The organism is Neorhizobium galegae (assembly GCF_017877055.1).
GTDB lineage: Bacteria > Pseudomonadota > Alphaproteobacteria > Rhizobiales > Rhizobiaceae > Neorhizobium > Neorhizobium galegae_D.
The window spans coordinates 15,015-31,814 of sequence record NZ_JAGIPG010000001.1; the positions used below are offsets into that span (position 1 = coordinate 15,015).

A 16,800-nucleotide genomic window follows, 5' to 3' on the forward strand; every position below is an offset into this window, starting at 1 on the left:
GGCCAAGGAGGTGGGGTCGGGATTCTGGCACCAGAATCCGTCCTTCGAACAGGCGCCGCACCGTCCCCAAGATGCCTGCTACCGCGATCCCGTTGCGGAAGCTAAATCGTACATCAATCTTCCCGCTAGGATGCTCAATACTTACGGTCGCTGGAGGGTTTTTAACGCCCCGGAGACCCGACACGACAGTCCCTTCATGCAACGATGCCGTCGCAATTCCGGCCGCGCCCGTACTGCTGCTGTCTCGTAACCCGTGGCACCGACGTCGTGGGAACATGGGGAGCATCCGGCGATATGCCACACGATGGTGAGGGGTGATGAAAACTATCAATTTCTTGCCGAAAATTGGCCTGAGGACGTGGTCTCTTCGAGATCAAATCTGCATCGACGCTGTCAGTAGCGCGGAATTGGATACCGATTCATCGATACGGTTGCTTTTTATGGTAACAATATAGGTCTCATGGCATGGCAGCGACGGCTAATGCGTCTCCGGAGGTGGAGAAAGAACGCTGGGTCTATTCGTCTGCCTTGCCGCCACTTTGACTATTTCCTCTGTGGAAACGGCAGAGTCATGGAGAGAGTCTTGAACATTAACCTAGAGGTGAGGCGTTATCATGGTCGCGGCTGCCATTATCACGACCACGTGCAAGTCCTCGTCCCTCTGCATGGGGTGATGAAGGTCGCAATAGAGGGGGCATCGGGCATCGTCACAGGGCGGACGGTCGCCGTCATCCCCAGGGGACATTCCCACGACTTCGTACCAAGCGGTGATTGCAACCTCCTAGTCGCTGATATCGAACTCCGGGAAGACGATGGGCAAGACGCACCACCCCTGCTGAGAGGAGATGGCCCCTTCGTCTCACGTGTGGAGCCTTGGCTTTGGCGCATCTTCCGTCAGATCGGCGCTGAAGTCGATGCGGATGGGCGTTGCGCAAACGATGCCGCAATGTTGGCTTTAAGCGGCTTGCGTCTTATCCGTCCGACCCCGGTTCCGAAACCGCAATCGAAGGCGTCGAGCAGGATCGAGTGCATTGCAGCCAACCTCGGTACTCACAAGGGCAAGGCAGGTGTCGGTGCCATGGCGCGCGAGGCAGGCCTTAGCCAGAGCCATTTTCATGCGTTGTTCAAGGCGACGACCGGTCGTTCTCCCAGACAGTATGAAATAGACCAACGGCTTAATGCAGCGGTGGAGCGCCTGATCTTCACACGCGATCCCATCTCTGAAATTGCCTATGCCGCCGGTTATGAGAATGTCTCAGCGTTCAGCCGTCTATTCAAGGGACGTTTTGGTATGTCGCCAGGCGAATTCCGCGTCGCGAGCAGTGCGGAACGTTCCTGATGTGAAAATCAGAGTTTTGGCGTGATCTTCCAGAATCCTGGCACATCTCTTCTCCGGCATCCTTGGTTATCATAGCGCTACGAAGACCCGCGCGAGAGGATGAACAATATGGATTTGACCCGTTTCAAGACCCTGTCCTTCGATGTCTACGGAACGCTGATTGACTGGGAGACAGGCATCTGGAACGCCTTGCAGCCACTGTTGAGCACTGGAGGCCGTGAAATCGGGCGCAAGGAGGCACTGGAAACTTATGGGGAGATCGAAACGGCACAGGAAGCTGAGACACCATCCCTAAACTACGCCACGCTTTTGGCGGTGGTTCATGCAAGGCTCGCTCGGCACTGGGGTTTAACTGCACACTCCGATCTGCACGAACGATTCGGCGCCTCGGTGCCAGATTGGCCGGCATTCTCGGATTCAGCGAAGGCACTCGCCTATCTAAAACAACACTACTATCTAATTGTGCTTTCCAATGTGGATCTCCAAAGCTTCAATGCCTCGAGACGTAAGCTCGGTGTTTCCTTTGACGCCGTCTACACGGCCGAAGACATTGGCAGTTACAAGCCGGATCCGAAGAACTTCCGTTTTCTTTTCTCGCGGCTGCAGCAAGATCTAGGTGTTGAAAAAGCCGAGCTCCTGCATGTAGCGCAGAGTTTATACCACGACCATGTACCGGCCACGCAAATGGGCCTGACCAGCGTGTGGATCGATCGGCGATTTGGGATGGAAGGCCAAGGAGCGACTAAGCAGCCTGATAGTCCTCCGAAAGTTGGGGGTCACTTTCGTTCGCTGTCGGAGTTCGCTGCAGCGCACCGAGCCACGATAGATAGCGCAGAGGCTCCTGCGGCATCGTAAACTTAATCGCTAGAAGGGCAGGCGATGGCGCCGACCGAGTTCGGCACAATCGATCGCAAGAAGATTGGCATCATCAAGTAGAGGCAACCGGCTTCGGAGAGACCGCAGATCACATCAGCTATCGTTGTCTGTTGCGCGCCTAGACCCAACCTGCGCGAGCTCGATGTCTCGGAATTCCTGCCGCAGCTTTGGCCCCTTCGCGAGTCTGCGTCCTCACGCAACGATCAGGGCGTAGTAGCGCTCGGCCGCTTGGGCGCGGCGGCTACGATGCAACGTATCGGCAACGTAACGTTAAAGCGCTAGGGTGAAAAATCTCGCTCACCGCTTTCGTTCACGCGGCCTTCAGGCGTGCGATTTCGTTCCGCCCGATTGTTCAATCCCTTGTGCGAACGATGTTCTACGCCGGGCATGATGCTGCGTTTTGCCGCGCCGTAGGATCGGAGTTTATCTGTGATCATGACGCGCGGCGCATGCCTCTGACCATGGTGGAGGCACTTCAGAAAATGAACTTTTCCGATTGATCGGAAGGCTCGGCACCGACGCTCATGCCGCTTGGCTTGCTCGAACGATTCCGGCAACGGCGGCATCGATCCCCGCCGCGAACGCGACGGGAAACAGGTCTGCACTACCGACGCCATGGCCCAACTCTTCAACCTGGTGCAACCTTGCAAGACCTCCACGAGGCTGCCCGTTCCGATTGAAGGCGATGAGCCTTCGATCTCATATGCCGCCGCCTTGCGTGGTCAAGCTTGAGAGCACAGCCCAGCCGTTTCCGGCGAGTCGCAAGGTCGTGGCATCGCTCCCAGCTGCATGGCTTAGACTTGCCGCACCGGCTAACACTCCGCACGCTTGGGGCGCTGGAAGAATTGCCTCCCGATCGTCTAGATTGAATGCCACGAGAAGGCTGTTGCCTTCTGATTCCAGGGCCATCACCATCTCGCGGTTCTTAAGATGAATCCGTCGGCTTCTGGCTTGGACGAGCCAGGGGTGCCGCCGACGAAGGCCGATGAGTTGCTGATGGAGCCGATACGTCGACCATCCGTTGGCCGCGAGTTTGCCTGGCGTCGATGGAAAAGCTGGCCTTACCGCGTCGTCACCGCCAGCGCGGTTCTCCTTGATACCCCGGAACGCCTGTTCGTCCCCTGCATAGATCGAAAGCGTGCCGCCGACGGTCATCAGAATCACCAAAGCGTGGGCGACATGCCGTTCGTCGTCGAGCTTGCTTGCTAACCGAGTTACGTCGTGGTTGCCGATGAAGGTGAGCGGCACGAAGCTGTCGAGGAAGCCGTTGTGCCGCTCAAGAGCCCAGTTGAGTTCGAACAGGTTACGATCATTGAGGGCGCTCCAAATCGCCTTCCAAAGCTCGTACTGCGTCACTGCGTCGACGCCAGTGTCGGCCACGAAACCGCAATAATCGCCGTGAATGACTTCGCCAAAGATATACGCGTCGGGGTGACATTTGCGTACCTGGGGAAGGACCCTCGCCCAGAACTGCCGGGGAACCGCATATGCGGCATCGAGCCGCCAACCGGAAGCTCCTCGGCGGAGCCAATGGTTCATGACACTGGACACATGTGCTGCAACATGCGGGGATTCGTGATTGAGCGCTACCAGCTGGTGGTGTCCCTCAAAAGTGGCATATGCTGGTTCACCCGTATGTTCTTCATGGCCTAGCCAGCGGAACCAGCTAGCTTCGGCAGATCCCGTTCCCTTTCTACGGGCAGCCGAAAATAGCCGGAAATCCCGTCCGACGTGATTGAAAACTCCGTCTAAGACAATATGTAGACCACGTCGCCGCGCTTCTGTGACAAGCCTATCGAAATCGGCTTCGTCACCCAACCGGGGGTCGATTTGGAAATGATCAATCGTGTCATAGCCGTGCGTCGACGAGGCGAAAATCGGACCGAGCAGCAGACCGGACGCCCCCAGTTCGACGGCGTATTCGAGCCACTCGACGAGGTGGGCGAGACGATGGAATACGCTACCCTGCGGTAGTGCCTGGGGCTCAGCGCCGAGGAAGCCTAGGGGGTAAACGTGCCAGAAGATGGCATGATTAATCCAGCTGCTCATGGTCTCCTCGCCATTCCGGTTTTCGATCTCCGTGAAGAGCGAGCAAGCATGATGTTTGCTGCTGTGCTCAACATGGCATGTTCCTGTTCCGAGAGTATCTCGGCCATGGCATCCTGCAACCACTTCTGGCGTGCTCTTAGATCTTCTACCAGTTCCGACTTCCCCTTTGCTGTCAGCGCGATGATCAGAGCCCGTTGATCCATCGGGTCTCTCCGGCGTTCGATTAGACCCGCATGCTCCAGGTTTGCCACGATCCGCGTCAATGATTGGGGCTGAAGCCGCTCTTCGGCTGCAAGCTGCACTGCGGGCATTGGTCCAAGCCGATTAAGCGTGCCAAGCAGGCTAATCGCAGCGAGTGTGACCGCTCCGTTTGGACGTTCGGAACGCAAGCGCCGGCCAAGTGCGAGTATAGCGCGCAAGAGAGGCTGAGCTTCCACATCAATGCATTCCTTCGCCATATGATACGCATAGCGTATTATTTGGGGCAGGCGAGCCTTTCCATCACTTTAAAGTGGAATTGCGATCTGGTCGGGGATGGGACTGAGAGCGACGGGCGATTGCGATCTGCAGCGGATCGATGACGAACCATGGCTGGTCGCTCGATCATTCGGCACAACATGTCGCCAGTACGGGGAGCTTGGGCGGTCCACTGCTGTGCGCACGGTCCATTCGCAGTGACGAGCCTTCCACGCATTCAACAGCCCAACGGGACCTGAGTCCGTCTGGCAGGCTTTGGCGGCGTCACTCATATTAGTCTCACGATAGATACGATGTTCCTTTGAGGGGGACGGGAGGAAGCATGGTATTCGGTTCAAGTTTACCTTGCGGCCCCGCTGCACGCGCCTCGACGCGGCCTCGCTGGCCGCGGCGCGTCTTGTCGGCGAGATCTTTGAGGAACAGCGCGTTCATCGTTCCCTTGAGGCCGGCATGCAGATGCGTGACCTCTCCCTCGGACAAGGTGAGGATCTTCACGTCCGAATAGGACATGCGCTTGAACAGCCCGGCGATATCCTCCTGATCGCGCGAAAGCCGGTCCATCGCTCGGGGAGGATCAGGTTGAAACGGCCGTGCGTGGCGTCCGACATCAAGGCCTGAATGCCGGGACGCAGCAGGGAAGCGCCCGAGATTGCATGGTCGGTATATTCCTCCACGAGCTGCCAGCCTGCTTCTCGGCATGAAGCTGGCACATGCGAAGTTGGCCGGCGATCGAGGCGTCGCGCTGATTGTCGGAGGAATAGCGGGCTTAGATCACGACCTTTATTGGACATGGCTCCTTACCGAGAGCGGCATGGCCCCGGCTTCTTCATCTGTGCAGCAAAGTTCTCTCGCGCCGGTCGAAATAACATGAGCATGATCTCTGTAGTGACACTCTCAACTTCCCCATACACTTATCAGCATCTTAAAAAATCGCTCTGCCGCCGGCGACAACGTGCCGCCGCGACGGCGAACCACGCCGATCGTGCGTGATATCTCGGGATTGCGGATGGGGCGGGTGATCAGAAACGGATGGTCTTCTCGCGGGGTTGCCATTTGTGGCAGCACCGAAATCCCAAGGCCTGCCTCCACCAACCCGAGGGAGGTGGACAGATGGGTTACCTCGTAGAACCAGCGAAGCTTGATGTTCGATTTTGCCAGTGCCGCGTCGAGCAGCGTTCTGTTGCCGCTTGATCGATGAACCGTGATCAGATGGTAGGGCTCTAGTTCCGCCCACCCCACCCATGGCTTGGCTGCAAGGACGTGATCCTTGCGCGCTGCAAGCACGAATGGGTCTTCCGCGAGTCGCTCGAAGGTAAGGTCCGGATCCGACGTGCCCATGATGTTTATGCCGAACTCCACCTCCCCGCGTGCCACGGCTTGAAGACCGTCGGTCGCTGGCAGGTCGAGTATACGAAAGCGGATGTTCGGATACTCCTCATTGAACTGCCGGATGACGGTAGGCAGGAAGTAGAAGGCCGCGGTGGGGAGACATGCGATCGTTACCAATCCGCCTCGATTGGGTCCAACGTCACGGACAGCAAACAAAGAGCCATCGAACTCCTCCAGCATGCGTCGGACGAGCGGCACGAGTTCTGTACCGAGAGCCGTCGCGGATACATGCCTGGTTGTCCGTTCCAAGAGGGGCGCGCCGATGACCTGCTCCAGTTTTTGAATGCGGCGGCTCAACGCGGGCTGTGAGAGATGCAGGGCGTCGGCCGCGCGATGAAAGCTCTCCAACTCGACCACGCTCAGGAAGGCTCGAAGGTCAAGGATCTCGCAATTAATGCTCATTTTGCATCAATCCACCGATTCTTAGCATTTCACAAATCAACGCCTCTTCCGATAATTGGATCAAAGCGCGCCGATTGATACGGCGATGACATAATTCCGGTGGAAGTACAAGCGATGAACGATCTGTTGGCGATCCCTTGCGTACTGATGAGAGGCGGCACCTCAAAAGGTCCGTTCTTCCTGGCGAGCGATCTTCCCACCGATACTCGCGAGCGTGACAAAATCCTGCTTTCCGTCATGGGCTCCGGTCATCCGCTGCAGATAGACGGCATCGGCGGCGGCAATCCGGTCACGAGCAAGGTGGCCATCGTCGGGCCGTCGAGTATTCCCGGCGCCGATGTCGACTATCTTTTTGCGCAGGTGCGGGTCGATCAACAGATCGTCGACACCTCCCCGAACTGCGGCAACATGCTGGCTGCGGTCGGCCCGTTTGCCATCGAAGCTGGACTTGTCCCGGTTCGTGGAGAAACGACGCTCGTCCGGATTCATAACGTCAACACCAGCAAGCTGATCGACGCCGAAGTTCCCACTCCAAACGGCAGCGTCTCCTATCTCGGTGAAGCTGCAATCGACGGCGTGCCCGGCCGTGCAGCGCCGATCGCATTGACCTTCATGGACGCGGCCGGGGCTCGTACCGGACAGCTCTTTCCCACTGGCAAGCCAGTCGACCTGATCGATGGCGTGCGTGTTACCTGCATCGACTGTGCAATGCCGATGATGTTGATCGAGGCAGACTCGATCGGCGCAAGCGGTTTCGAGTCAGCGGCTGAACTCAATGCCGATAAGGAATTGCTTGGACGGTTGGAGAAGCTGCGCATCTCTGCCGGCGAACGGATGGGCCTTGGCGACGTGCGCAATCAGGTAACGCCGAAGCCCGTCCTCATCTCGAGGCCGCGTTCCGGAGGGGACATCAACGTGCGGTATTTCATGCCGCATCAATGTCATCCGTCGCTTGCGACCACGGGGGCCGTGGGGATCGCTACCGCCTGCATCAAGGAAGGCACCGTTGCCTCGCTTCTCGTCGGCACGCAGAAGCCGCCACTACTGCTCTCGATTGAGCATCCGAGCGGCCACCTGGACGTCAAGCTTTATGAAAGGGACGGCAAAATCGTTGCCGGGATTCTTCGGACGGCCAGACGGCTATTCGAAGGACATGTCTTCGCAAAACCTGTCGCGCAACTGGGTTGTGCGGCATAATCATCGTGGCTGCCGGGAGGGCGCCACTAACAGGAGGAGAATACCATGCGCAAATTCATGCTCGCCCTCGCGGCAACCGCCGCTTTTGCCGGTTCCGCATTCGCGGAGCCGGTCCACATCAGCGTCGGCTCTTACAACCTCAACAATCTCCCCTTTCCGGTCGCCCAGGGCCTCGGCCTTTATGAAAAAGAAGGCCTGGAGGTGACCGTCGAAAACTTCGCATCGGGCGGGTCGAAGACGCTTCAGGCGCTTGTTGCCGGTTCGACGGATATCGCCGTCGGCTTTTACGACCATACGATCCAGATGCAATCGCAGAAGAAGGCTGTCGTGGCGTTTGTACAGCTCGCCCGCAATTCCGGACTCGTGCTGGCTGGCGGCAAGAACAGCACCTTCGACCCGGCAAAACCGGAAACGATCAAAGGTGCAAAAGTCGGCATCACCTCGCCAGGCTCGTCTTCCGATTTCTTCGTCCGCTATTACCTGCAGCGCAACGGCTTGTCTGCGGGCGACGTCTCGCTGATCGGCGTTGGCTCCGGGTCTGCCGCCGTTGCTGCCCTTGAACAGGGCAAGGTCGACCTCCTTGTCAACTATGACCCGGCAGCGACCTTCATCGAGGCCAAGGGCGTCGGCAAGATACTGATCGACGGGCGCAACGACGACGGTGCCAAGGCGATCTATGGCGGGATTTACCCAACCTCCGTCCTCTATGCCACACAGAGCTATATCGAGGAAAATCCGAAGACCATCCAGAAGGTCACGAATGCGACGGTCAAAGCGCTCGAGTGGATGAATAGCCACTCCGCGGAAGAGATCGTCGACAAGCTCCCGAAGGAGTTCATCTCCGGCGATCGTGACACCTACATCAAGGCGGTCGAGAACGCGAGGGCGATCTTCTCAAAGGACGGCCGTATCAACGAGGCAGATATCAAGACTCCGCTCGCCGTCCTGAAGAGCTTCAACGAAAAAGTCGCCGCGGCTGAAATCGACCTTACGAAAACCTACACGAACGAGTTCGTCGGCAAGGTCCCGAACGTCGCCGCCAACTGACAGGAGGAGGTCATGGCATTGGCCGTAGTAAAAACCGCATCCCCGACGGACAACCCTCATCAAGCAAAGTCGATGGTTTCCCTCGACTCGGTCACCATGGCCTTCGGCGCCTACGTGGCGGTGCAAGATGTGAATCTAAAAGTCTCCGATGGCGAGTTCCTCGCCATCGTTGGTCCTACCGGCTGCGGCAAGAGCACAGTACTCAATGCGATCGCCGGTCTTCTGAAGCCTGCGAGTGGCACTGTATCAATCGATGGTCAGCCGGTGCGCGGGGTCCAGAACGACATCGGTTATCTGTTCCAGCAGGATGCACTGCTTCCTTGGAAGACTGCGCTAGAGAACGTGGAACTCGGTCCCATGTTCAAGGGTGTCGGCGCTGCCGAGCGCCGTGAGCGGTCGATGACGTGGTTGGCGAAGGTAGGCCTGAAGGGTTTCGAGCATCGCTATCCGCATCAGCTTTCAGGCGGTCAGCGCAAGCGCGTGCAGATGGCACAGGCGCTGATTACCGGCCCCAAGGTCATCCTGATGGACGAGCCCTTCTCGGCGCTGGATATTCATACCCGCCACCTGATGCAGAATGAGCTGTTGCGGCTTTGGCAAGAGGAACGGCGCGCCGTGGTGATGATTACGCACGACCTTGAAGAGGCAATTGCTCTCGGGGATCGCGTCGTGGTGCTTGCCGCCGGACCGCGCTCGCGCGTGATCGACAGCTTCCCCGTCGATCTCGAACGCCCACGCGATGTCGCTGAAATCAAACTCGATCCACGCTTCATGGATCTTTATCGCAACATCTGGTCATCGCTGCGCGGCGAAGTGGAGAAAAGCTATGAACGCCAGGACTGAACGCCTCATTCAAGTCGTGCTGCTGGTGGCAATTGTCGGCGGCTGGCAGCTCGGTGTCACGGCAGGTGTGATCGACGTCTTCTTTTTCCCGGCTCCGGTCGACATCTTCAACCAGGTGTTATCCTGGGTTGTGGACGCCGGCTTTTATAACCATGTGGTCATCACCCTGACGGAAACCGTGCTCGGTTATCTGGTCGGAACGGCGCTTGGCGTGGCGGCAGGCGTCTGGCTCGGCCTCAGCAGTTCGGCCGCGCGCATTCTGGACCCTTTCATCAAGGGTCTGAACGCAATCCCCCGTGTCGTGCTTGCGCCTATCTTCGTACTCTGGCTCGGCCTCGGTCTCTGGTCCAAGGTGGCGCTCGCCGTGACGCTGGTGTTCTTCGTCACCTTCTTCAACGCCATGCAGGGCGTCCGTGAAGTGAACCCGGTGGTGCTGTCGAACGCACGCATTCTGGGAGCCAAGCGGTCGGACCTGCTTCGCCACGTCTACTTCCCCGCAGCGGCAAGCTGGATTCTGTCTTCGTTGCGCACTTCGGTCGGCTTTGCCGTCGTCGGGGCGATTATCGGCGAGTATCTCGGCTCCTCCGCCGGGCTTGGCTATCTGATCGCTCAGGCGGAAGGCAATTTTGACGCGGTCGGCGTCTTCGCAGGCATCCTGATCCTCGCGATCTTTGTCCTGGTTATCGACAGCATCCTGGACATCGCCGAGAAGCATCTCATCAAGTGGCGACCGAGCGCTTCCGAACGGCCTGCGTGACGATCTTTAGCGGCAACCGAGAAGCCTGTTCACAAGCGCTCTCCCTTTTAGCAAAGAAGGGAGAGTGCAGGCGTTCTATGCGAATAACGGACCTATTGTTGCGTTCGGCGCATGAACTTCATTGGACCCACAGCCGCCCGCGCAGCTATCAGACCCTCATCATCTCAAGTCTAATTCGATAACCGTTGGCGACATGACGACGGGCCGCCGCCTCTGCGGCATCGCCATCCCCCTTCGCAATGGCGGCAACTATTTCTTCATGTTCCTGCTGCGCGCTTTTGATCCGCTGTGGCAAAGCGTAGGTCGAGGCGGGCAATAAGCTCAGGTGAATCCGCAAATTGTTGAGCGCATCGATCATATACTGATTGTGCGATGCATTGGCGATGTAACGATGCAGCTGCTTGTTCGTCTCGCTGAGGCGCGCGGCATCCGTAACGCCGATGTCGTTTTTCACCATTTGTTTCATCACGTCTATCTCGTGCCGAGACGCGTGCTGGGCGGCCAGCCGTGTCGCCATCCCCTCCAAGCCTTCGCGCACGGCGAAAAGCTGACGGGTCTGATCGTAGGAAATCTGAGCGACGACGAGCCCGCGTTGCGAGCCATGGTCAGCCAGTCCCATGGCATGCAGGCGATGGAGAGCCTCTCTGACCGGCGTCCGGCTTATACCAAGCTGTGACGCAAGATCGGTCTCACGCAAACGCGTGCCCGGAGGAAGATCGCCTCGCTCTATGGCCTTGAGCAGAAGCTCCAAGGGGGAGCTTTTCTCAGGCTCACCATCGATTTTCAGATCCATTGAAGCATCCATTCTCCGGTAGCATCCACCTTGCCGGTGTTGAGATGTTCTAACGTTTGGACGATTGTATGCAACGGATTTTCCAACTTTCGCTGGCTGGCGAAGATTTATGCTCTAGTTTTTCAGTCGCCCAAACCCAGAGGCTATTTCGTTGATGAGATCCTTGGGGTCTTCGAGGCCGACATGGATACGGACTGTCTGCCCGCCGGGCGCCCATTGCGTGGCGGTGCGATAGACTGAAGGGTTGCTCGGAACCATGAGGCTTTCAAAACCTCCCCAGCTTGAGCCCATCCCGAACAGGTCAAAGCCATCGAACATCCGGGCCAATGCCGTGCGATCTGTCTCGCGCATAACGAAGCCGAACAGACCGGAGGAACCGGTGAAATGCCGCTTCCAAAGGTCGTGATACGGATCGCTAGCCATTGCTGGGTGCATGATGCGAATGACCTGATCATGATTTTCCAGCCAATCGGCCACCTCGAGCGCGTTGGCTTCGTGCTGGCGCATGCGAACACCGAGTGTTCTGATGCCACGAAGGGCCAGGAACGCATCGTCCGGGCTGATGCAGACGCCGAACCGCAGATAGGTTTCGCGCAGTTGCTCATAAACGGCCGAGGTACATGCGATCGTTCCGAGCATGATATCGCTATGACCGGAAATGTATTTGGTACCTGCCTGCAACGAAATGTCGACGCCCTGGGTGATCGGCTTGCAAAAATAACCACCGGACCATGTGTTATCGATGGCAGTCACGACACCCTTCCTGCGGGCTACTTCGGTGATCGCAGTGACGTCTTGGATTTCGAAAGTCTGAGAACCGGGCGACTCCATCCAGATCAATCGCGTTTCAGGACGGATCAATGATTCGATTCCCGCACCGATGGCGGGATCGTAATATGTCGTCTCGATGCCGAACCGGGTGAGCAGCTGGCTACAGAACTTTCGGGTCGGACCGTAGCTGTTGTCGCTGACCAGAAAATGGGCCCCCTGATCGGCAAATGACATCAACACGACAGAAAGCGCCATGACCCCGGACGGGGCGATCAGTGCAGCATCCGCCTCTTCCAGTGCGCAGATCGCATCTTCCAGAGAATGCGTCGTGGGAGTGCCTCTGCGACCATATCGCAGTTTTGCGCTGTCTTTCGCGTCGAGCTCTGCAAGTGTTGAGAAGAGGATGGTCGACGCACGATACACAGGAGTGCTGACAGTCCCGTGGTGTTTCTCGGGCTGGCGCCCACAATGCGCAATAACTGTTTCCTGGCCTAGGTTTTTCTGCATTCTGGTTGCTCTCGCTGATTTGAAGGGCCGTTAAAAAACGTTGTTGCATCCAACTGAAAACATTTGTATACAAACGCCAACGGCACGTCAACTGCCAGTTAAAGCCTTGAGGGAAGGGCTGAACTGCTGCCGTATAACAAGAGGGGATAAAATGCGTAATCTGAAAGCATGCCTACTCGCCGCAACTGTCGCGCTGGCGACTTTGCCCTCATTTTCTGCCTTCGCCGCGAATGGCGACACGCTCAAACAGGTCAAGGAACGTGGCCTCGTTCTATGCGGCGTTCACCCGGCACGTCACGGCTTCGCGGCACCTGACAGTAAAGGTGTATGGGAGGGTTTCGAGGTCGATTATTGCAAGGCGGTTGCTGCAGCCGTGCTGGGAGACGCCAACAAGGTTCGTTATGTGCCGCTGTCGTCGCAGCAACGGTTCCCGGCCATTCAGTCCGGCGAGGTTGATGTTCTCGCTCGCAACGTGACAGCCAACCTATCGCGCGATACGGCACTCGGCCTCAACTTTGCGCCGCCGATCTTTTACACCGGCACAGGCTTTCTCGTTCGTGCCGACTCCGGCGTTAAGGAAGTCAAGGATCTCGATGGGGCTGTGATCTGCATGGCGCCTGGAAGCACGACGGAGCGTAATATCGCCCAGATTTTCGCCGCGCGCGGCTTGAAATATACGCCGGTGGTGATCGAAAACAACAAGCAGCTGGTGGATGCTTACGTAACCGGGCGCTGTGACGCGCTGACGAAAGACAAAGCCGCTCTTCCAGGCGTGCGCGCCGTCGATACGCCCAAACCTGCCGATCACGTTCTGCTCGAAGGCATCTATTCCAAGGAGCCATTGGCAATGGCCGTGCGCCAGGGCGACGATCAATGGTACGACATCGTCAAATGGGTGGTCTATGCGACATTCAATGCGGAAGAGATGAAGGTATCTCAGGCGAACGTCGATGCGATGCTCAAGTCTGACGATCCAGATATTCAAACTCTTGTCGGTACTATCGGCGATAACGGCGCAAAGCTGGGACTCGATCAAAAGTGGAGCTACAACATCGTGAGGCAGGTCGGAAACTATGCCGATATTTACGACCGGCACTTCGGCCCTTCAACTTCCATTGCTCTCGACCGGGATCTGAACCGTCAATGGAATGACGGGGGCATCCTGTACGGTCAACCCATGAACTGACGGCGCCGCCGCGCCGCTGCTTTCGGCGCGGTCTATTCCCTTGAGCGACGGTTTTGCCGTCGCCCTTCCTCAAGGAACGACAATGTCTCTTTCCAGTTCATCCGACAGGGGGTCGTCCCGTCGGAGCCAGATGGCGGGTGTAGTCTATAGTCAGGCATTTCGCTCCGCCTTCTATCAGGTGGTCCTTGCCATATTCGTCCTGCTTGCAGGCTATTACCTCTATTCAAACGTCGTCGAAAATCTGTGTGCGCAAAATATCGCCACAGGCTTTCGCTTCCTGTCAGAAGTTTCGCAGTTCGAGATCGGCGAGAGGCTGATCAACTATTCCGCACGCGACAGCTACTTCCGCGCGCTTGTCGTCGGCCTGTTGAACACGCTGGCGGTCAGTGGTGTCGGCATCATTGTCGCGACGATCCTCGGATTTACCGTTGGTATCGCGCGCAGTTCCAGCAACCTGCTTCTCAAGAAGCTGGCGGGCTGTTATGTCGAGATCGTAAGAAATATTCCGGTCATTCTTCAGGTCATTTTCTGGTCCGTGGTGATCCGCAACCTGCCGCCGCCCCGAGGTGCAGTCGAACTGTGGGGAGCTGGCTTCCTGAGTAACCGAGGCCTCACGGTGGCGATGCCGAATACCCATCCGTCACACGGATGGATGCTGGTCGCGCTCGTTGCAGGAATAATTCTCTCCATCATAACCGCCGGATTTATCCGGCGCAGGAATGACGCAACGGGCAAGCATGTCGATAGCCTCTGGGTGTCGCTACTGCTGATCGCAGGTCTTCCGCTGCTCGTCTGGCTGTTTTCGGGCGCACCTCTGGGCATGAGCATTCCGGAACGCAAAGGTTTCAGCTTCTCGGGCGGATCTACCTTGTCTCCGGAATTCGTGGCACTGCTCCTCGGCATCTCCATGTACGCGTCCGGCTTCATTGCTGAAATCGTTCGAAGCGGTATTCAGGCAACGCCGCGTGGACAGATCGAGGCTGCCAAGACGATTGGTCTGAAGCCCTGGTACATTACGCGCTACATCGTTTTGCCTCAGGCTCTGCGCGTCATCGTGCCGCCGCTGACCAGCCAATATGTCAGCCTCAGCAAGAACAGTTCCATTGCCGTCGTCGTCGGCTATCCGGATCTGGTGAATATCGGCAACACTGTCATGAACCAGACGGGGCAGGCGGTCGAGGCCGTCGCAATCATGATCGTCGTCTATCTCTCGATAAGCGTCGTCACTTCGCTGGTGATGAATTTCTACAATCGCCTTGTTGCGATCAAGGAGCGCTGACATGGCCAGATCCGAGATTTTGGAACACCACGCTGAACTACCTCCAGTTTTGGCGTCAGGCCCGTGGCGTTGGATGCACCGTCATTTCTTCAGCAGCGTCGGACAGACATTTCTGACGATCGTGGTCGCAGCAATTACGATCCGCACTCTGTGGTTTCTCCTGCAATGGGCCGTTCTGGATGCGGTCTGGGTGGCGTCCGGCCCGCAAGCGTGCCGCGATGCGGCAGGTGCTTGCTGGGCGGTGATCGTGGAGAAACATCGCCCGATCCTCTTCGGCATGTATCCTTATGATCAACATTGGCGGCTGGTGTTGATGATCGTCATCTATCTTACCACCGTCATCGCGTCACTAACCCCGGCCTGCTGGAAGCGCTCGATACTCATTCCAATGTGGATCGCTGCCGTCACGGCAATCACCGTTTTGATGTTCGGCGGCGTGTTTGGTCTGCCTTATGTGCCGACAAGCGAATGGGGTGGCTTACCACTGACCATCATCCTCTTCACCGGCTCAGTGCTCTTCGGCATGCCGATTGCTGTTTTGCTTGCACTGGGGCGTCGCTCGCCGCTGCCGGTTGCTCGCGGACTTTCCGTGGTCTTCATCGAAAGCCTGCGCGGCGTGCCGCTGATCACCATCCTGTTCGTGGCGGTCAATATTTTCCCGCTGTTCCTGCCCGCAGGCATGGAGGTGAACAAGCTTCTGCGTATCACGCTGTCCATCGCAGTCTTCTTCGCCTGCTACCAGGCAGAGGTCATTCGTGGTGGTCTTCAGGCGATACCGCGTGGTCAGTACGAGGCGGCAGCTTCTTTGAACATGACATACTGGCAAACCACGCTGCGGATCATCCTGCCACAGGCACTGCGCATCTGCTTGCCGGCCATGACCAACCACATCATTGCAGCCATGAAGAATACTTCCTTTGTCATCATCATCGGCCTCTTTGATATCCTGACCGCCACGACTGCCGTCATGCAGGACCCGTTGTGGCGTCAGTTCTACATCGAGGCCTATCTCTTCGTCGCACTCATCTATCTCGTCTTCGGGCTGGCGCTTTCCATGTACGCGCGCCGTGTCGAGAGCTGGGTTGCGGTTGGTCGTATCTGAGATCATGAAAGGGCATACCGTGACGATAAATTCTACTGCACCAGCCGTCATTCAGATGAGCGGCGTTTCCAAATGGTACGGCACATTCAAGGTTCTCAACGAGGTTTCGCTGGAGATTCAACGAGGCGAACGCGTCGTGGTCTGCGGCCCCTCGGGGTCCGGCAAGTCCACGCTCATCCGGTGCATCAACCGGCTCGAGGAGCACCAGAAAGGCGACATCTACGTCAAGGGGATTGAACTGAATGATAGCGTCAAGAACATCGCTGCCATCCGCAGCAGCCTTGGCATGGTGTTTCAGTCCTTCAACCTCTTCCCGCATCTGACGGTGCTGGAAAACCTGACCATAGGTCCCACTCTTGTCCGCCACATGAAGCGTAAGGATGCGGAGGAGCGGGCCATGCACTTCCTGCGCAAGGTGCGCATTCCGGAGCAGGCCCACAAATATCCGCTGCAACTTTCCGGGGGCCAACAACAGCGCGTCGCCATTGCTCGCTCACTCTGCATGGAACCGGAAATCATGCTGTTTGACGAGCCGACATCGGCACTCGACCCGGAGATGATCAAGGAAGTGCTGGATACGATGATCGAACTGGCCGAGAGCGGCATGACGATGATCGTCGTGACGCACGAAATGGGCTTTGCTCGCACCGTCGCCGATAATGTCATCCTCATGGCTGACGGAAATATCGTGGAGCGAGCGGAGCCGGGGGAGTTCTTCTCCCATCCCAAGCATGAGCGCACCCGAACGTTCCTTGACCAGATTCTGAAGCATTAGCGCTTTCCGCC

15 protein-coding genes and 2 pseudogenes are annotated in these 16,800 nt (G+C 57.5%); 10 read left to right on the top strand and 7 right to left on the bottom strand.

Translation table 11 applies throughout. The features are described from left to right. Nucleotides 1-583: 583 nt before the first annotated feature. Nucleotides 584-1,339, top strand: coding sequence for a helix-turn-helix domain-containing protein (locus tag J2857_RS00075; RefSeq protein WP_210007978.1), 756 nt, complete (start codon nt 584-586; stop codon nt 1,337-1,339). A gap of 108 nt (nt 1,340-1,447) precedes the next feature. Beyond that, nucleotides 1,448-2,194 (top strand): haloacid dehalogenase type II, encoded by a 747-nt coding sequence (locus J2857_RS00080; RefSeq protein ID WP_210007979.1) that lies wholly within the window; start codon nt 1,448-1,450, stop codon nt 2,192-2,194. A 335-nt stretch (nt 2,195-2,529) separates the two neighbouring features. Here the strand turns inward: J2857_RS00080 and J2857_RS00085 are convergent. The 5 genes and pseudogenes from J2857_RS00085 to J2857_RS00105 all read right to left on the bottom strand — a co-directional run. Then, nucleotides 2,530-2,661, bottom strand: a pseudogene (locus J2857_RS00085) (IS6 family transposase); the annotation flags it as partial. A 253-nt stretch (nt 2,662-2,914) separates the two neighbouring features. Next, complete coding sequence (locus J2857_RS00090) at nt 2,915-4,264, bottom strand: alpha-amylase family protein (protein WP_210007980.1); 1,350 nt, start codon at nt 4,262-4,264, stop codon at nt 2,915-2,917. Further along, a complete protein-coding gene (locus J2857_RS31210) occupies nt 4,261-4,722 on the bottom strand; it encodes a MarR family winged helix-turn-helix transcriptional regulator (RefSeq protein ID WP_210007981.1) in 462 nt (153 codons plus the stop codon). The genes J2857_RS00090 and J2857_RS31210 overlap by 4 nt, the downstream gene beginning before the upstream one ends. A gap of 370 nt (nt 4,723-5,092) precedes the next feature. Then, nucleotides 5,093-5,471 (bottom strand): annotated as a pseudogene (locus J2857_RS00100) (recombinase family protein); the annotation flags it as partial. A gap of 164 nt (nt 5,472-5,635) precedes the next feature. Beyond that, entirely contained in the window at nt 5,636-6,532 is an 897-nt protein-coding gene (locus J2857_RS00105; protein WP_210007982.1) for a LysR family transcriptional regulator, read from the bottom strand. 114 nt (nt 6,533-6,646) lie between these two features. Between J2857_RS00105 and J2857_RS00110 the strand changes: the two genes are divergently transcribed. From J2857_RS00110 to J2857_RS00125, 4 genes are read left to right on the top strand one after another with little or no spacing between them, the layout of a single operon-like run. Next, nucleotides 6,647-7,729 carry a 4-oxalomesaconate tautomerase gene (locus tag J2857_RS00110; protein WP_210007983.1) on the top strand — a complete coding sequence of 361 codons (1,083 nt, stop codon included), beginning with the start codon at nt 6,647-6,649 and terminating at the stop codon, nt 7,727-7,729. Nucleotides 7,730-7,774: 45 nt separating this feature from the next. Next, the gene (locus J2857_RS00115) at nt 7,775-8,776 is read left to right on the top strand and encodes an ABC transporter substrate-binding protein (RefSeq protein ID WP_210007984.1); all 1,002 of its coding nucleotides are present in this window, start codon (nt 7,775-7,777) and stop codon (nt 8,774-8,776) included. Between the two features lie 12 nt (nt 8,777-8,788). After that, entirely contained in the window at nt 8,789-9,619 is an 831-nt protein-coding gene (locus J2857_RS00120; RefSeq protein ID WP_210007985.1) for an ABC transporter ATP-binding protein, read from the top strand. Next, nucleotides 9,603-10,376 carry an ABC transporter permease gene (locus J2857_RS00125; protein WP_210007986.1) on the top strand — a complete coding sequence of 258 codons (774 nt, stop codon included), beginning with the start codon at nt 9,603-9,605 and terminating at the stop codon, nt 10,374-10,376. Before J2857_RS00120 ends, J2857_RS00125 begins: the two co-directional genes overlap by 17 nt. 148 nt (nt 10,377-10,524) lie before the next feature. Here J2857_RS00125 and J2857_RS00130 read toward each other — a convergent pair whose 3' ends face one another. After that, on the bottom strand, nt 10,525-11,169 hold the full coding sequence (locus J2857_RS00130; RefSeq protein ID WP_210007987.1) for a GntR family transcriptional regulator: 645 nt from the start codon (nt 11,167-11,169) through the stop codon (nt 10,525-10,527). A 114-nt stretch (nt 11,170-11,283) separates the two neighbouring features. Then, entirely contained in the window at nt 11,284-12,447 is a 1,164-nt protein-coding gene (gene metC, locus J2857_RS00135; protein WP_210007988.1) for a cystathionine beta-lyase, read from the bottom strand. Between the two features lie 151 nt (nt 12,448-12,598). Between metC and J2857_RS00140 the strand changes: the two genes are divergently transcribed. The 4 genes from J2857_RS00140 to J2857_RS00155 all read left to right on the top strand — a co-directional run bounded on the left by J2857_RS00140 (nt 12,599) and on the right by J2857_RS00155 (nt 16,789). Beyond that, entirely contained in the window at nt 12,599-13,633 is a 1,035-nt protein-coding gene (locus tag J2857_RS00140; RefSeq protein ID WP_210007989.1) for an amino acid ABC transporter substrate-binding protein, read from the top strand. A gap of 130 nt (nt 13,634-13,763) precedes the next feature. Then, on the top strand, nt 13,764-14,912 hold the full coding sequence (locus tag J2857_RS00145; RefSeq protein ID WP_210007990.1) for an amino acid ABC transporter permease: 1,149 nt from the start codon (nt 13,764-13,766) through the stop codon (nt 14,910-14,912). A gap of 1 nt (nt 14,913) precedes the next feature. Continuing rightward, nucleotides 14,914-16,014, top strand: coding sequence for an amino acid ABC transporter permease (locus J2857_RS00150; RefSeq protein WP_210007991.1), 1,101 nt, complete (start codon nt 14,914-14,916; stop codon nt 16,012-16,014). Between the two features lie 4 nt (nt 16,015-16,018). Then, nucleotides 16,019-16,789 carry an amino acid ABC transporter ATP-binding protein gene (locus J2857_RS00155; RefSeq protein ID WP_210007992.1) on the top strand — a complete coding sequence of 257 codons (771 nt, stop codon included), beginning with the start codon at nt 16,019-16,021 and terminating at the stop codon, nt 16,787-16,789. Nucleotides 16,790-16,800: the final 11 nt, after the last annotated feature.

Bases quoted from the DNA above. Each gene is read 5' to 3' on its own strand.
- J2857_RS00145 (WP_210007990.1), top strand. From the start codon at position 13,764: ATGGCGGGTGTAGTCTATAGTCAGGCATTTCGCTCCGCCTTCTATCAG.
- J2857_RS00155 (WP_210007992.1), top strand. From the start codon at position 16,019: ATGAAAGGGCATACCGTGACGATAAATTCTACTGCACCAGCCGTCATT.
- J2857_RS00115 (WP_210007984.1), top strand. From the start codon at position 7,775: ATGCGCAAATTCATGCTCGCCCTCGCGGCAACCGCCGCTTTTGCCGGT.
- J2857_RS00105 (WP_210007982.1), bottom strand. From the start codon at position 6,532: ATGAGCATTAATTGCGAGATCCTTGACCTTCGAGCCTTCCTGAGCGTG.
- J2857_RS00120 (WP_210007985.1), top strand. From the start codon at position 8,789: ATGGCATTGGCCGTAGTAAAAACCGCATCCCCGACGGACAACCCTCAT.
- J2857_RS00090 (WP_210007980.1), bottom strand. From the start codon at position 4,264: ATGAGCAGCTGGATTAATCATGCCATCTTCTGGCACGTTTACCCCCTA.
- metC (WP_210007988.1), bottom strand. From the start codon at position 12,447: ATGCAGAAAAACCTAGGCCAGGAAACAGTTATTGCGCATTGTGGGCGC.
- J2857_RS00130 (WP_210007987.1), bottom strand. From the start codon at position 11,169: ATGGATCTGAAAATCGATGGTGAGCCTGAGAAAAGCTCCCCCTTGGAG.
- J2857_RS00140 (WP_210007989.1), top strand. From the start codon at position 12,599: ATGCGTAATCTGAAAGCATGCCTACTCGCCGCAACTGTCGCGCTGGCG.
- J2857_RS00125 (WP_210007986.1), top strand. From the start codon at position 9,603: ATGAACGCCAGGACTGAACGCCTCATTCAAGTCGTGCTGCTGGTGGCA.
- J2857_RS00080 (WP_210007979.1), top strand. From the start codon at position 1,448: ATGGATTTGACCCGTTTCAAGACCCTGTCCTTCGATGTCTACGGAACG.
- J2857_RS00150 (WP_210007991.1), top strand. From the start codon at position 14,914: ATGGCCAGATCCGAGATTTTGGAACACCACGCTGAACTACCTCCAGTT.
- J2857_RS00110 (WP_210007983.1), top strand. From the start codon at position 6,647: ATGAACGATCTGTTGGCGATCCCTTGCGTACTGATGAGAGGCGGCACC.
- J2857_RS31210 (WP_210007981.1), bottom strand. From the start codon at position 4,722: ATGGCGAAGGAATGCATTGATGTGGAAGCTCAGCCTCTCTTGCGCGCT.